Origin of the sequence: Enterobacter sp. 342, assembly GCF_036663495.1 — a bacterium.
Classification (GTDB): Bacteria; Pseudomonadota; Gammaproteobacteria; order Enterobacterales; family Enterobacteriaceae; genus Enterobacter.
In genome coordinates, this window is the sequence record NZ_JAWUEI010000006.1 from 103,775 (window position 1) to 121,797 (window position 18,023).

Below are 18,023 nucleotides of genomic sequence, written 5' to 3' on the forward strand. Positions count from 1 at the left end.
GAGAAGAAAATGAGTAACATAAAGGTTGTTGATGTCATCATTCGCAAAACGGCGGAGAAAACGAAATTAACTGGCGAAGGAAATCTGTCGGTCTCTATTTCATCGCCGAGTGTGATTGAAATCCAGGGCTCTGCTCAGGATGTAGTGCGTTATGTCCGCCAGGGTAATGACCTCCTCATTTATATGAAAGATGGCAGCGTTATTCGTTGCAATAACTATTTTGTTGAAGATCCTGAAACGCATAATCAGTCAGAGCTGGTGTTCAATGATCGTCAGGAACTCACTCATATTTCTTTTGCCGATGCCGGGGATGTGTCAGGCGTTGCAGTAACTGAATTAACCGCGCAGGCCACACCGATTAGCAGTATTGAGCCTTTCCTCGAGCAGGGAAGTGTCTTGAGCGACGCGCCGTGGGGCTGGATTGCGGGCGCTGCGTTAGGCGGTGGTGCCATCGGGGCACTGCTGGCTCACGGGGGAGACGGCGAAACCAAAACAAGGGTTGTTGATAATACCAAAGAGGTTGAAAGCGCAACGCCGACCTTTTTGCTGACAGATAAAGCGGGTGACAAGCAGGGGGTGCTGAGTGCAAAAGAGATCACGGACGATAACACCCCAACCTTTAGTGGTACCGGCCAACCGGGCGCAACCATCCAGATCAAAGACAGCAGCGGCAGTACCATCGCCAGTGCAATGGTCGCCAAAGACGGTACCTGGACGGTAAAATTACCAACCCAGACCGACGGGGAGCATACCTGGTCGGTCGTGCAGATCGACGGCAGCAAAACCACCGCTGCGGGCAGTATTACCGTGACGGTTTCTACCGCCGATGCCTCTATTACGCTGGCCACCACGGCGGGCGATAACGTACTTAACGCCAGCGAGCAATCCGCGGGCTTTACGCTTTCCGGTGCCAGCAAAAACCTGGCGCAGGGTACTGAACTCACCATAACGCTGAACGGCAAAACCTACACGGCTGAAGTGGGCGCAGACGGCGCGTGGCTCGTTAACGTGCCTGCAACTGACGCGCAGGCGTTGGGTGACGGCACCTGGACGGTCAACGTCAGCGGTAAGGACGCGGCGGGGAACACCGTGAGCGGAAGCCAGACAATTGGCGTCGATACCACCGCGCCAACGCTGTCTGTTGATACCCTCGCGCAGGACAACATCATCAATGCGGCTGAGCACAACCAGCCGCTGACGCTGACCGGTAAAACCAATGCGGAAGCCGGTCAGATAGTCACCGTGACGCTGAACGGGAAAAACTACAATGCCACCGTGGCGGGTGACGGTACCTGGACCGTCACGCTGGCGGCGAACGACGTGCAGGCGCTCGGCGAGGGCAATCACACCCTGACGGTGAACGTCAGCGATAAAGCGGGCAATGGCTCGTCTGTTACCGCAGATTTCACGGTTGATATCACCGCACCGGTTGTCACCATCAATACCGTGGCGGGCGACGATGTTCTCAATACCAGCGAGCAGGGTCAGGCACAGATTATTTCCGGCCTGGCGAACGGTGCAACTGCGGGCGATGTGGTCTCCGTGACCCTTGGCGGCCAGACTTTCACCGGCGTGGTGCTTGCGGACGGTAGCTGGAGCGTCGGCATTCCGGCGTCCGTGCTGGGCGCTCTGGGTGAAGGCAGCCACACGATTTCGGTTTCCGTTACTGACGCGGCAGGCAACACCGGCAGCGCCACGCACGGCATTACGCTGAGCGGACATCCGCCAGAATTTACGATTGACGCCATCAGTCAGGACAATGTTCTGAATGCTCAGGAGGCGATGCAGCCGCTGAGCCTGACCGGTACCAGCAGTTTGCCGAACGGCAGCGCTATCACGGTGACGCTGAACAACGTCAACTATCAGGCCACCGTCGAAAACGGTATCTGGGCGGTCCAGGTACCGGTTTCCGACGTGCTGAATCTGGCGAACACGCTTTATACCGTCAGCGTCAGCGGTACCGACAGCGTGGGTAACAGCGGTTCTGCAGAAGCGAATCTGCTGGTGGATACCGTCCTTCCGCAGGTCATTATCAATACGTTTGCGGGCGACAACCTGGTCAATAACGCCGAAGCGGGCGTCGATCAAACCCTCAGCGGTCGCGTTACCGGCGCGGCAGCGGGCGATACCGTCTCCATTACCGCAGGCGGCAAGAGCTACACCGCAACGGTTGGCAGTGACCTGACCTGGAGCGTGAAAATCCCGTCAGCGGATCTTCAGGCGTTCGGCGATGGCGATTTGACGTTCACCGCGTCGGTGACCAATGGGCACGGTAATACCGGTAACGGCGAGCGTGATATCAACATCAACGCAGCACTGCCGGGCCTGCGCGTGAACACCATTTCCGGCGATGACGTGATCAACGCCATTGAGCAGCAGCAAGATCTGAGCGTCACCGGCTCCAGTACGCATCTGGCTGCGGGAACGCAGATTATCGTCACCATTAACAACGTCGAGTATGTCACCGCGGTTAACGCCAGCGGCAACTGGCAGATCGGCGTACCCGCTGCGGACCTGCAGGCCTGGACGGCGGGGGGCATGACGGTCAGCGTCAGCGCTGAAGATACCTGGGGCAACACCGTTGCGGCTGAACACCCGATCGAACTCGATCTGAACGCCGTGGCGATCACCATTGATACGGTATCCAGTGATGACCTGCTGAATGCGGCTGAAAAAGGCAGTGATTTAACCCTGTCCGGCCAGACGCAGGGCGTTGAAGCAGGCCAGACCGTGGTAGTGAAATTCGCCGACCAGACCTTTACCGCGCAGGTGCAGCAGGATGGCTCCTGGAGCCTGACCGTACCCGTCAGCGCCATGGAAACCCTGATCGACGGTCGCGCGCAGGTGAGCGTTAGCGTCACTAACGTCTACGGTAACAGTGCCGACGCGTCGCGCGTGGTCACGGTAGATACGCAGCCGCCGACAATAACGATCGATAACCTGACCACCGACAACATCATCAATGCGGCAGAAGCGCAGCAGGATCTGGCGTTGAGCGGCAGCAGCAATGCTGAAGCAGGCCAGGTGGTCATTGTGACGATGAACGGTAAAACCTATCAGACCACGGTTCAGACGGACGGTACATGGCAGTTGAGTGTACCAGCGGCTGACGTCGGCGCGCTGGCAGATGGCATTGTGACCGTGACGGCAACCGTGAGTGATGTGGCGGGGAACACCAGCAGTGCCGATCGCATTGGGCTGGTGGACGCAACCGTACCGCAGGTGACGATTAACGACTTTGTCACCGATACCAACACCGTTAACCAAATCGCCCATTCACAGGCGCAGATCCTGAGCGGCTCCGTCACCGGTGCGGCAGCGGGCGACAGGGTAACAATCTCCATTAATAACGTGGATTACACCACCGTGGTCGATGCGGCGGGTAACTGGAGCCTTGGCCTGCCGGCGTCAGTAGTGCAAGGTCTGGCTGACGGTACCTGGACGATTAACGTCTCCGTGACTGACCAGTCCGGTAATACCGGAAGCCATTCACTGGATGTGGTAGTGAATACCGTGACGCCTGTCATCGGTATCAACACACTGGCGGCGGACGATGTAATCAATGCGACAGAGAAAGGCGAAGATCTGCTGCTCTCCGGCACCAGCAACCAGCCGGAAGGCACTACCGTTACGCTGACCCTGAACGGCATTCACTACACAGCCACTACTGACGCCAGCGGAAACTGGAGCGTCACCGTGCCTGCTTCCGCGGTGAGCACGCTGGGTGAAGCCCATTACACCGTGACGGCGGACGTCACTGACAGCGTGGGTAACAGCGCCTCAACTTCACACGATGTGCTGGTGGACAGCTCGCTACCGGTTGTCACGATCAATACGCTGGCGGGCGACAACATCGTTAACGCAGCGGAAGTGGCGGCAGGGCAAACCCTGACCGGTAAGGTGACAAACGCGGCGTCAGGTGACACTGTCACTATCATTCTTGGCGGCCAGACATTTACAGCTACCGTGCAGGACGATCTGACCTGGCACCTGCCGTTAACCGAGAGTCAGTTCACCGCGCTCGGTAACGGCGACCTCACCGTATCCGCCAGCGTGACCAACGCGCATGGTAATACCGGCTCTTCTTCTCTCGAGTTCACCATCGACGCCCAGCTTCCGGGACTGCGTATTGATACCGTGGCGGGCGATGACGTTATCAACATTATCGAACACGCTCAGAACCTGATTGTGTCCGGCACCAGTACCGATCTGGCCGCGGGCAGCATCGTCACCGTAACCATTAACGGCAACACTTACCCTGCAACTGTGCTGGCGGACGGTTCCTGGCAGGCGGCGGTACCGGCGGCGGATGTATCCCAGTGGGCGGACGGTTCGCTGGAGATCGCAGCAAGCGCGCAGGACACTTCCGGCAACCCGGTAACTATTGGGACTTTCGTTGATGTCGATCTCGCGCCTGTAGCCATCAGCATCAATAGCGTGACCGACGACAAAGTGCTCAACGCAGCGGAAAAAGGCCAGGACCTGGTGCTGTCCGGCACCTCATCCAACGTTGAAGCGGGCCAGACCGTGACCATCACCTTCGCGGGTAAAACGTATACCACCACGGTGGATGCCAACGGGGACTGGACGTACATCGTACCGGCAGCCGATTTGAGCGGCCTGAAAGATGGTGACGCCAGCGTGCAGGTCAACGTCACCAATGTGAACGGCAACGCGGCGTCTTCGGCGCAGGAATTCAGCGTCGATACCACCGCGCCGACGGTGACCATCAACACCATCAGCCAGGACAATATGCTGAACGCGGCCGAGGCGGCTCAGGATCTGACCCTGAGCGGCACCTCTACTGCCGAAGCAGGCCAGACGGTGACCGTGACCTTCAACGGCAACACCTATACCGCGCAGGTGCAGGCGGACGGTAGCTGGACGCTGGACGTCCCGGCGGCGGACATGGCAGGGATCACCGACGGCAATGCGGCGGTAACGGCGACGGTGTCCGATAAGGCAGGCAACCCGGCGAGCGCAGGCTCCTCGGTGCTTGTCGACACCACCGTTCCGCAGATTTCATTCAACATCATTGCGGGCGACGACATCGTAAATATTGCCGAACACGGCCAGGCGCTGATTGTTTCCGGTAAGGTCATGGGCGCACAGGCGGGCGATGTGATCACCGTGACCCTGAACGGTAAAGACTACACGGCGATGCTGGATGCGTCCGGAAGCTGGAGCGTCGGTGTTCCGGCGGCGGACGTGGGCGCGCTGACTAACGGTGACCAGACACTCTCGGCGACCCTCACCGATAAAGCGGGCAACAGCACCACTGCCACGCATGATTTTGACGTCTCCCTGACCGCACCGGTTATCGCCATCAATATCCTGGCGGGTGACGATGTGATCAATGCGGCAGAGAAAGGCGAAGATCTGCTCCTCTCCGGTACCAGCAACCAGCCGGATGGAACCACCATTACGGTGACCCTGAACGGTATCAATTACAGTGCCATCACTGATGCCGGCGGTAACTGGAGCGTCACCGTTCCGGCGGCAAACGTCTCGGCGCTGGGTGAAGCAAGCTACGTCGTGACGGCGAGCGTAACCGACGCCGCAGGCAACAGCGCGAGCACCGGGCATAGGGTGCTGGTCGACAGCGCGCTGCCGCAGGTCACCATTAACCCTGTTGCTACGGACGATGTTATTAATGCAGCGGAAGTCGCTTCCGGACAGACCCTGAGCGGGAAAGTGAGCGGTGCAGCGATCGGTGACACTGTCACCATTTCAGTCAGCGGCAAAACCTATACCGCGACGGTACAGGACGATCTGAGCTGGTCGGTCAACGTGCCGTCTACGGTCTTAACCGCCATCGGTAACGGCGATCTGACGGTTTCAGCCAGCGTCACCAACGGCCACGGCAACACCGGAACAGTTGAGCGCGACATCACCATTGATGCCAACCTGCCGGGCCTGCGCGTTGATACCGTGGCCGGCGACGATGTGATCAACAGCATTGAACACGCTCAGAACCTGATTATCACCGGCTCCAGCGAGGGCCTGGCAACGGGTGCGGTGTTAACCGTGACCGTCAACGGCAAAACCTACGCGGCGACGGTGCTCGCTGACGGTACCTGGGCGGCAGCCATTCCGGCGGCAGACGTCAGCGCGCTGACTGCTGGCACGCTTACTGTGACCGTTGAAGGCCATAGCGCAGCGGGTAACCCGGTTTCTATCAGTCATGACGTGAAGGTGGATCTGGCGGCAGTCGCCATCAGCATTGACTCGATTGCCACCGACGACGTGATTAACGCGGCGGAGAAAGGTGCGGACCTGGTGCTGTCCGGCAGCACCACTAACGTGGAAGAAAACCAGACCGTCACCATCTCCTTTGGCGGTAAGTCTTACACCGCGACGGTGGATGCCGACGGCAACTGGACGGCGACCGTACCGTCTGCCGATTTGGGCAGCCTGAAAGACGGCGACGCCAGCGTGCAGGTAAGCGTCACCAATGTGAACGGTAACAGCGCGTCGGCGGGCCGCGAGTACAGCGTGGACGCCACCGCACCGACGGTGTCTATTGAAATTGTCAGCGATAACAACATCATCAATGCGGCCGAAGCGCAGCAGGATCTTGCGATTAACGGTGTGACCAACGCCGAAGCGGGCCAGACCGTTACCGTCACGCTGAACGGTGCGAATTACACCACCACCGTGCAGGCAAACGGCAACTGGAGTGTGACCGTACCGTCTGCGGATCTGGGGGCGATTGCCGACGGCAACTATACCGTCAGCGCCGCCGTGTCTGATAAAGCGGGTAACCCGGCCTCAGCGGATCGCGATGTGCTGGTCGATACCACCGTCCCGCAGCTGACCATTAACACCGTTTCTGACGATGATGTGATCAACAGCGCCGAGCATGCGCAGGCATTGATTGTTACCGGGTCTGTGACCGGCGCGGCGGCGGGTGATGTGGTCACCGTCACCATCAATAACAAATCTTACACCGCCACGATCGACGCCGCTGGCAACTGGAGTGTGGGCGTGCCGGCAGCCGATGTTACGGCTCTGGCCGCCGGGGGGTACATCATTACCGCGGCGCTGACGGATAAAGCGGGCAACAGCAACAGCGCCACCCACAGCGTGGAAGTCAACCTGACCGCACCGGCGCTGATCATTGACACCGTTTCCGGTGACGATGTGATCAATAGCACCGAGAAAACGCAGGATCTGACCCTTTCCGGTACGGCGTCCGGGCTGGCTGCAGGCGCGGCCGTGACCGTGATGCTCAACGGCAAAGCGTACAGCGCTATGGTTGATAGCAACGGAAAATGGACCACGACCGTTCCGGCTAACGAGGTGGGGCAACTTGGCGAGGCGCTTTACACCGTTACCGCATCGGCAACGGACAGCGTCGGCAACAGCACCAGCACGTCGCACACCGTGAGCGTGGAGTCCGTATTGCCGGGCGTGATTATCAACACCGTTGCGGGCGACGACGTGATCAACGCTGCTGAGCTGGCAGCCGGCCAGACCATCAGCGGCAAAGTGGTGAATGCCGAAGCGGGCAACACCGTGACCGTGATGATTGGCGGTAACAGCTACACCGCAACGGTGCAGAGCGACCTGACCTGGTCCGTTAACCTGCCGTCCGACGTTCTGACCGCGCTGGGTAACGGCGATCTGACTGTGACCGCTAGCGTCACAAACGGCGTGGGTAATAGCGGAACGGGCGAGCGCGATATTGCTATCGACGCTAACCTGCCGGGCCTGCGCGTGGATACCGTGGCAGGTGACGACGTGATCAACAGCATCGAACACGGGCAGAATCTGATTATCACCGGCACCAGCGACGGGCTGGCGGCGGGCGCGGCGCTGACCGTGACCGTAAACGGCAAAACCTATCCGGCGACCGTGCTGGCGGACGGCTCCTGGAGCGCAGCGATCCCCGCGGCGGACGTGGGCGCACTGAGTGCAGGTACGGTTTCAGTAACCGTTGCGGGCCAGAGCAGCGCCGGTAACCCGGTCTCCATTAGCCACGATGTGACGGTGGACCTGGCAAACGTCGCCATCAGCATTGACGTCATCGCCTCAGACGATGTGATCAATGCGGCTGAAAAGGGCGCGGATCTGGTGCTCTCCGGTGCGACTTCGAACGTGGAGGAAAACCAGACCGTCACCATCACCTTCGGCGGCAAGAGCTACACCGCGACCGTTGGCGCTGACGGCAAATGGACCACCACGGTACCAGCGGCCGATCTGACCAATCTGAAAGAAGGTGATGCCAGCGTGCAGGTGAGCGTGGCTAACGTGAACGGCAATAGTGCATCGGCGGGTCGCGAGTACAGCGTGGATGCCACCGCGCCGTCCGTGACCATCAATACGCTTGCGGCTGACGACATTCTGAATGCGACAGAGGCTCAGGCTGACCTGACCGTGTCCGGCACCAGCACCGCTGAAGCGGGTCAGACGATAACGGTGTCACTGAACGGCAAAGACTACACCACCACCGTGGGCGCCGACGGCGGCTGGACGCTGAACGTCCCGGCGGCGGATATTGCGGCGCTGACGGACGGCAGTGTGACCGTGACCGCATCGGTAAGCGACAAAGCGGGTAACCCGGCGTCGGTTGATCACAACCTGACGGTGGACGTCACCGTGCCTGCTGTGACCATCAACACCATCGCTGGCGACGACGTGATTAACGTGGCTGAGCACGCTCAGGCGCAGATCATCAGCGGCTCCGCCACCGGCGCGGCAGCAGGTGATAAGGTGACCGTCACGATTGGCGGACAGACTTACACCACCGTGCTGGATGCGGCGGGTAACTGGACCGTGGGCGTACCGGCGAATGTGATTTCCGGTCTCAGTGACGGCACCGTTACGGTCACTGCGTCAGTTACCGACGCAGCGGGGAACACGGGCAGCGGCACCCATAACGTGACCGTTGATACTGGTCTGCCATCGGTTAACTTCAATGCCATCAGCGACGATAACGTGCTGAACGCGGTGGAAAAAGGTCAGGATCTGAACGTCAGCGGTACCAGCGCTAACCTTGCGGAAGGCACCGTGGTGACGGTGACCCTGAACGGTAAAAACTACACGGCCACCACGGCTGCAGACGGCAGCTGGAGCCTGACGGTTCCGGCAGCGGATCTGGCCGCTCTGGGTCAGGCTAATTACACCCTGAACGCGACCGCCACCAACGGCGTGGGCAACAGCGTGAGTAATACCGCGAACCTGTTGGTGGACACCGCGCTGCCGACCGTCACCATCAATATCGTGGCGGGTGATAACGTCATCAACGCGGCGGAAGTGGCTGCAGGTCAAACCCTGAGCGGTTCGGTGGCAAATGCCGAAGCGGGCAATACCGTCACCGTCACCATTGGCGGCAACCGCTACACCGCGACGGTGCAGAGCGATCTGAGCTGGTCCGTTAGCGTGCCATCTGACGTGCTGACCGCGCTGGGTAACGGCAGCCTGAGCGTAACGGCGACCGTCACCAATGGGCATGGCAACACCGGAACCGGCGAGCTCGAAATCGTTATAGACGCTAACCTGCCTGGTCTGCGCGTGGATACCGTCGCGGGTGACGATGTCATCAACAGTATTGAACATACGCAAAACCTGATCGTCACCGGCTCCAGCGACGGGCTGGCGGCAGGTACGGCGCTGACCGTCACCGTCAACGGTAAAGACTATGCGGCCACGGTGCTGGCGGACGGCACCTGGAGCGCCGCGATCCCGTCCTCCGACGTGAGCGCGTGGCCGGAAGGCACCGTCAAAATTAGCGTTACCGGCGACAGTTCAGCGGGCAACCCGATTACCATCAGTCACGATGTGACGGTGGATCTGGCGACCGTTGCCATCAGCATCAATGCCATCGCCACCGATGATGTGATTAACGCGGCAGAGAAAGGGGCCGATCTGGTGCTGTCAGGCACTACGACCAACGTTGAGGCGGGGCAAACCGTGACCCTGAGCCTGAACGGCAAAATCTATACCGCGACAGTAGACGACAGCGGTAACTGGACTTACACCGTGCCGTCTGCGGATCTGGTACACCTCAAGGATGGCGACGCCAGCGTGCAGGTGAGCGTCACTAACGTGAACGGTAACAGCGCCTCGGCGGGCCGTGAGTACAGCGTGGATGCAACCGCACCGTCCGTGACCATCAACACACTGGCAACGGACGACATCCTGAATGCCGCTGAAGCTCAGGCTGACCTGACCGTGTCCGGCACCAGCACCGCTGAAGCGGGACAGACCGTGACCGTGACGCTGAACGGTAAAAGCTACACCACAACCGTCAGAGCAGACGGCAACTGGACGCTGAACGTTCCGGCGGCGGATCTGGCGGCGCTCGGCGACGGCAGCATCACGGTGACGGCGAGCGTCAGCGACAAGGCGGGTAACCCGGCGTCGGTTGATCACACGCTGACGGTGGACGTGACCGTGCCCGCGGTGACCATCAACACTATTGCTGGCGACGACGTGATTAATGTGGCTGAGCACGCTCAGGCGCAAATCATCAGCGGCACCGCCACCGGTGCGGCAGCGGGTGATAAGGTGACCGTCACCATTGGCGGACAGACTTACACCACCGTGCTGGATGCGGCGGGTAACTGGAGCGTGGGCGTACCGGCGAATGTGATTTCCGGTCTCAGTGACGGCACCGTGACCGTCACGGCGTCGGTCACCGACGCGGCGGGCAACACCGGTACCGGCAGCCATGACGTGATCGTCGATACTGGCCTGCCTTCCGTGGCCTTCAACGCCATCAGCGATGACAACGTCCTGAACGCCGTTGAAAAAGGTCAGGATCTGAGCGTCAGCGGCATCAGCGCCAACCTCGCGGAAGGCACCGTGGTTTCCGTGACCCTGAACGGTAAAAACTACACCGCCACCACGGCGGCGGATGGCAGCTGGAGCCTCACGGTTCCGGCAGCGGATCTGGCCGCGCTGGGAGAAGCCAACTACACCCTGAGCGCGGTAGCGACCAACGCCGTGGGCAACAGCGTGAGCAACACCACGAACCTGCTGGTCGACACCGCGTTGCCGACCGTCATCATCAATACCGTGGCGGGTGATAACGTCATCAACGCGGCAGAAGTGGCCGCGGGGCAGACCATTAGCGGCAAGGTAGTGAACGCGGAAGCGGGTAATACCGTCACTGTATCCATTGGTGGCAACACGTACACGACAACCGTGCAGAGCGATCTCACCTGGTCCGTTAACGTGCCGTCCGACGTTCTGACCGCGCTGGGCAACGGCGATTTGAGTGCGTTAGCTTCCGTCACCAACAGCCATGGCAACACCGGCACAGGCGAGCGCGAAATCGTTATAGACGCTAACCTGCCGGGGCTGCGCGTGGACACCGTGGCGGGTGACGATGTGATCAACAGCATCGAGCACGGGCAGAACCTGCTCGTCACCGGCTCCAGCGACGGGCTGGCAGCTGGTACCACGCTGACGGTAACCGTCAATGGCAAAACCTATGCGGCCTCGGTGCTGGCAGACGGCAGCTGGAGCGCGGCAATCCCGGCGGCAGACGTCGGGGCGCTGACAGCAGGCACGGTCACTGTCACCGTTGCAGGCCAGAGCGCGGCGGGCAACCCGGTAACGATCAGTCATGACGTGACCGTCGATCTGGCGGCAGTGGCTATCAGCATTGATGCAATTGCCACAGACGACGTGATTAACGCGGCGGAGAAAGGCGCAGATCTGGTGCTCGCCGGTAGTACCTCAAATGTTGAGGAAAACCAGAGCGTCACCATCACCTTTGCTGGTAAAACGTACACCGCGAAAGTGGATGCCGACGGTAATTGGACGGCCACCGTGCCGTCTGCGGATCTCGCGGGCCTGAAGGACGGCGATGCCAGCGTGCAGGTGAGCGTGACCAATGTGAACGGCAACAGCGCGTCTGCGGGCCGCGAGTACAGCGTGGACACCACCGCGCCAACCGTGACCATTGATACGGTTGCAGGCGATAACGTGATTAACGCCAGCGAAGCGTCCGCAGGTGTGACCCTCTCCGGTACTACCACGGCGGAAGTCGGGCAGACTGTCAGCGTGACACTGGGCGGTAAGAGCTATACCGCGCAGGTGCAGCAGGGCGGTATCTGGAGCGTGAACGTGCCGGGCACCGACCTGTCCGCCCTGGCGGATAACGGCTACACCGTGCAGGTCAGCGTGAACGATGCTGCCGGTAACCCGGGCAGCGCGGGTAAAGCGATTACGCTTGATACCACGCCGCCAACCGTCAGCTTTAACGTTGTCGCGGGCGATGACGTCATTAACAGCGTGGAGCACGGACAGGCACAGATTGTCAGCGGCACGGCAACCGGTGCGAGCGTTGGCGATAAGCTGGTCATTACCATCGGTTCGAATCAGTACACCACCACCGTTGATGCCAGCGGTAACTGGAGCGTGGGCGTTCCGGCAAACGTGATTTCCGCGCTCACCGACGGCACCGTGACCCTTAGTGCGACCATTACCGACAGCGCGGGCAACAGCAGCACCCAGACACACGATGTGGTGGTCAACACCGCGTCTGTGGCACTGACGGTTAACACCCTCAGCGGGGATGATGTGATCAACGCGGCTGAAGCTGGTTCGTCACTGGTGATTAACGGCTCCAGCGCCCAGTTCGCCAGCGGGACAGAAGTCACCGTCACTCTGAACGGCAAGAGCTATACGGCCACCATCCAGAGCGACGGCAGCTGGGCGACAACCGTACCTGCCGCCGACGTGGGCGCACTGGCCGATGGCACAATCTATCAGGTCTCTGTGTCGGCGCAGGACAGCGCGGGCAACAGCGCGTCGGCGACGCACAGCCTCAGCGTGGATACCACGGCGCCGGTCGTGAGTATTGCGACGCTGTCGGGCGATGACATGCTGAACGCGGCAGAAGCGCAGCAGCCACTGACGGTACACGGTTCATCCAGTGCAGAGGCGGGTCAGACCGTCACCGTCATACTCGGCGGGAAAACCTACACTGCAACCGTAGCTAACGATGGCACCTGGACGCTCGACGTGCCGGCAGCCGATCTGGCTGCGTTGAGTCAGGGCGCTCTGACCTTGACCGCATCGGTCAATGACAAAGCCGGTAACCACGGCCAGACCACGCACACGTTAACGGTCGATACCGTCGTGCCAACCGTGACCATCAGCACCGTGGCCGATGACGATATCGTCAACAACGCAGAGCAGCTGGCGGGCCAGACCATCCGTGGCACAACCACAGCGGAACAGGGTCAGACGGTGAGCGTCTCCTTCAACGGACACAGCTATCAGGCGACCGTCGGGGCAGATGGTTCGTGGTCGGTCTTCGTGCCGGGACGTGATTTCCTCGGCCTGAGCGACGGAGATTACACGATTACCGCCTCGGTGAACGATAAGGCGGGTAACCCGGGCAGCACCACGCATGACGTCACGCTGAACGGCGACGTCCCAACCATCACCATTAACACTTTTGCGCAGGACGATATCGTCAACGCCGCCGAGCACGGCACGCCGCTGGTTGTTAGCGGCACCACCAACGCCCCGGCGGGGCAGACGGTAACCATTACGCTGAACGGTAAAACCTACGCAGCAACCGTCCAGAATGACGGCAGCTGGAGCTATACGGTGGGCAGCGCAGAGGTGAGCGCGCTGGCAGACGGCGGTTCGTACGTGATTAACGCGCAGGTCAGCAACACCATCGGCAACAACGCCAGCGACAATCATACCGTTACGGTGGATCTCACCGCGCCGTCGATGGGGATCAGCATTGATTCCCTGCAAAACGACACCGGTCTGAGCGCGAGTGATTTCATCACTAACGATAATCAGGTAGTGGTGAATGGCTCGCTGACCGCGCAGCTCGGCAATAACGAGAAGGCGCAGATCAGCCTCGACGGCGGCACCACCTGGATTGACCTGACGGTGACGGGCACCACCTGGCGCTACACCGATGGCCGCAGCCTGACGGACGGAACGTATCAGTACCAGGTTCGCGTGATTGATAACGCGGGCAACGTGGGAGCTACGGACAGCCAGGACGTGGTGATTGATCTGACGAAGCCCGTGGCCACGACGATCACGGTCGATTCCATCACTCAGGATACCGGTCTGTCCGGCAGCGACTTTATCACCAGCGACAACCAGATCAGCCTGAAAGGGACGCTTGGCGCGGCGCTGGGCGCTGGCGACCACGCGCAGATCAGCCTTGATGGTGGCGCTACCTGGATCGACGTCAGCGTCAGCGGTCTGAGCTGGACCTATGTGGATGACCGTACGCTGGCCGACGGGGATTACAACTACCAGCTGCGCGTGATTGACGACGCGGGCAACATCAGCGCCACCACCAGCCAGGTGGTGACGATTGATACGGTGGCACCGGACGCCAGTAAAACGATCGCCATCGACAGCATCAGCGACGATACCGGCCTGAGCAGCAGCGACTTTATCACTCGCGACACGTCCCTGACGTTGCACGGCTCGCTCGGCGCGACGCTGGCGGACGGTGAGTATGCCCAGATCAGCATCGACGGCGGTGTGACCTGGCAGAACGTGATTGTCACCGGCAACAGCTGGTACTACGTGGACGGCCGCACGCTGGGTAACCAGACCTATGACTACTACGTTCGCGTGGTGGATGCGGCGGGGAACGTGGGCGCCAGTGCTCATCAGCAGGTGACCGTCGATACGGTCGCCCCGGATGCGGCCATTACGGTGACCGTGGATAACATCACCGTCGATACCGGCTTCGACAATAACGACTTCCTGACCAGTTCGACCTCGTACACGCTGCACGGAACACTCGGCGCAGAACTTGGCGCGGGTGAATTCGTGCAGGTGAGCATGGACGGCGGCAACACCTGGGTGTACGCCACCGTAAGCGGTACGCAGTGGAGCTACAGCGACACGCGTACTCTGACCGACGGCAGCCATAGCTACCAGGTGCGGGTCGTCGACCAGGCGGGGAACGTTGGGGCAACCACCTCGCAGGCGGTAACGGTGGATACCCAGGCGCCGCAGTACGGCATCACCATCGACAGCATCAGCGAAGATACCGGCCAGTCCGGCAGTGACTTCATCACCATGGATACCACGCTGACGATCAACGGTTCGCTGGGTAGCGCGCTGGCATATGACGAGCGCGTACAGATCAGCCTGGACGGCGGAAATACCTGGCTCGATACCACGGTCACCAACCAGCGCTGGAGCTACACCGATACCCGTGATCTGCCTGACGGGGACTATACCTACCAGGTGCGGATTATTGACCAGGCGGGCAACGTGGGTTCCACCGCCTCTCAGGTGGTGACGGTGGACACCACACCGCCAACTACGGTAGGCACGGTAGTGAGCTATACCGACGGTGAAGGCGAGCGTCAGGGCACCTTTGGCAGTGCTGTGGCAACTGACGATAACTCGCCGTTGATCAACGGGACGCTTAACCGCGCTCCGGACGACGGTGAAATCGTGCAGCTCTATCGCGATGGTATTCTGCTCGGCCAGGTGACCATGAATGGTAGTGCCAGTTGGTCCTTCCAGGACAACGGTCTGAGCGATGGTAACCACACTTACATTGTGCGTGTCACCGACAAAGCGGGTAACTACACGGAGTCGGACGGGTTTATCCTGAACGTCGATACCAGCATCCCGACCACCACGGCGGCGATTACCGCGCAGACCACATCGGATACCACGCCGATTGTCAGCGGTACCGTCTCTGCCGACCTGTTGAACGGCGAATACCTGGTGGTGACGGTGAACGGTAAAACCTACACCTCGCAGACCGGCGGCGCAGTGGTGGTCGACCCGGATCACAACACTTGGTATCTGCAGATCCCGGACAGCGATGCCCTGAGCGTGGCGAGCTACAGCGTGACTGCGCAGGTGAAGAGCAGCGCGGGTAATGGCAATACCACGGGTACAGCGACCGGTAGCCTGGTGATTGATACCACTTCGGTGAATACCGACTGGGCGACCACGGCGGGGAACAGTAACAACTCGACCATGACCCTCGGCATGAACAGCAGCGGGCTGTGGAATATCATTGCTAACGGACAGTCTTATTCCAGCAGTGATAATTCAAGCTATGCCGGAAATACGCTGACCAACACCCGTAATTACTACATGGTGAGCCAGACTGCCGCCGACTTTGACCGTAACGGCACGCAGGATATTTTCGCGACGGAGAACACCTACTCAGGCTCTACGCAGGTGATGTGGACCTACGATGGCAGCACCTATAACGCCAGCCAGCTGGCGGTGGGGACCACCATCTGGTACGGCGGTGTGATTGCGTACGACAAAACCGGTGATGGCTATCTTGATCTGGCGTACGGCGATTCGGGTGCGGACTCCATTACCTACCTGATCAATAAGAATGGGGTACTGTCGCCGGATGGGACCAACGGCGGGGCCGGGTTCTGGGGACAATTTACTACCATGCGTGAAATCTCCGGCGTCGATATTAACAATGACGGCACCGTGGATGTGGTTCAGCACACCAACCGCAGCGGCGCGTACTCGTTAACCGTGATCAACAACAACGGTAACGGCACGCTCTCCATCGGTCAGAACCTGACCAACGTGTTTGTGACTAACGCCTCGAATACCACCACGGCGGCATCCATGACGTGGGCGGATTTCAACGGTGATGGCTACATGGATCTGTACCTGGGCAGCAGCTACAACAACAACGGTGGGGTGATCTACTACAACGACGGCACCGGGAAGCTCTCCACGACTAAGAGCGCGGTGGAAGCCTCTAACGCCACGGCAGGTTATCTGTCAGTGGCGGTGGACTGGAACGGCGATGGGCAGATGGACATCATCAAGCTCAGTACCTATGGCGCTTCACAGACAGCCACTCTGTTCACCAACAACGGTTACGGTTCAACCTGGACCTCAAGCCAGCTGGTGTCAGGACTGGCGAACGTCACCGGCGTGGCGGCTGTGGACTACAACTGGGACGGCGCACAGGATCTGCTGGTGTCCCAGCAGAACGGCAAGGTGGTGCTGGTGCAAAACAGCAAAACCATTGCTGACGGCACCGCGATGCATCTGCACATTGTCGACAGCGAGGGCATCAACGCCTACTACGGCAACACGGTCAATCTGTATAACGCCGCGGGCGTGCTGGTGGCGTCGCAGATCATCAACGCCCAGTCCGGTATCGGTTCGAACGATACCTCTGCACTGGTGAGCTTCTACGGGCTGGATCCGAATGAGACCTACTCGGCGGAGATTGTGAAGATCACCAACGGCGTGTCGGACAACGTCACCTGGAGCGGCCTGGAAGCAGGCAACGGCAAAGAGGGCTATGTCCTGACGGCCGAAGCCGCTACCGGCGGCCACAGTGGGACCATCACCGGGACCGGGTATAACGACACCTTTATTGCAGAGAATGGTACCTATACCTGGAACGGTTCCGGTGGCTGGAATACCCATTCCGACTACGACACCTGGAGCAATACCGGCGGGATGGACGTGGTGGATTACCGCAACGCAACGTCAGGGATTACGCTTGACTTACGCCTCTCAACCGCCCAGGACACCGGGTTCGGTACGTCGCGACTGCTCAATATTGAAGGGATTAACGGCTCGGATTACGACGACGTTATCACCGGTAACAGCGGTGATAACCAGTTCGAAGGCCGCGGTGGAAACGACACCTTCAACATCGGCAGCGGCGGTCACGATACGTTGCTCTATAAGTTGATCAACGCGTCGGATGCCACGGGCGGTAACGGTCACGATGTGGTGAACGGCTTTACGGTAGGGACGTGGGAAGGGACCGCGGACACGGATCGTATTGACCTGCGCGATCTGCTTTCCGGCAGCGGCTATACCGGCACGGGCTCGGCGAGCTATGTAAACGGCGTGGCCACGCTGGACAGCAGCGCAGGTAATATCGCCGATTACATCCGCGTGGTGCAGAACGGCAGCAATACCGAAATTCAGGTGGATCTGGACGGTATCGGCGGTCAGTTCACGCCAACCACCCTGGTGACACTCAACGGCGTACAGACGGATCTGGCGACGCTGCTGGCGAATCATCAACTGTTAATTGCGTAAAACAACGC

The 18,023-nt window shown here is 60.1% G+C and carries 1 protein-coding gene; it reads left to right on the plus strand.

Going from position 1 to position 18,023, the window contains the following annotated elements; genetic code table 11:
- Nucleotides 1-9: 9 nt before the first annotated feature.
- A complete protein-coding gene (locus V6E55_RS07115) occupies nucleotides 10-18,015 on the plus strand; it encodes an Ig-like domain-containing protein (RefSeq protein WP_316942466.1) in 18,006 nt (6,001 codons plus the stop codon).
- Nucleotides 18,016-18,023: the final 8 nt, after the last annotated feature.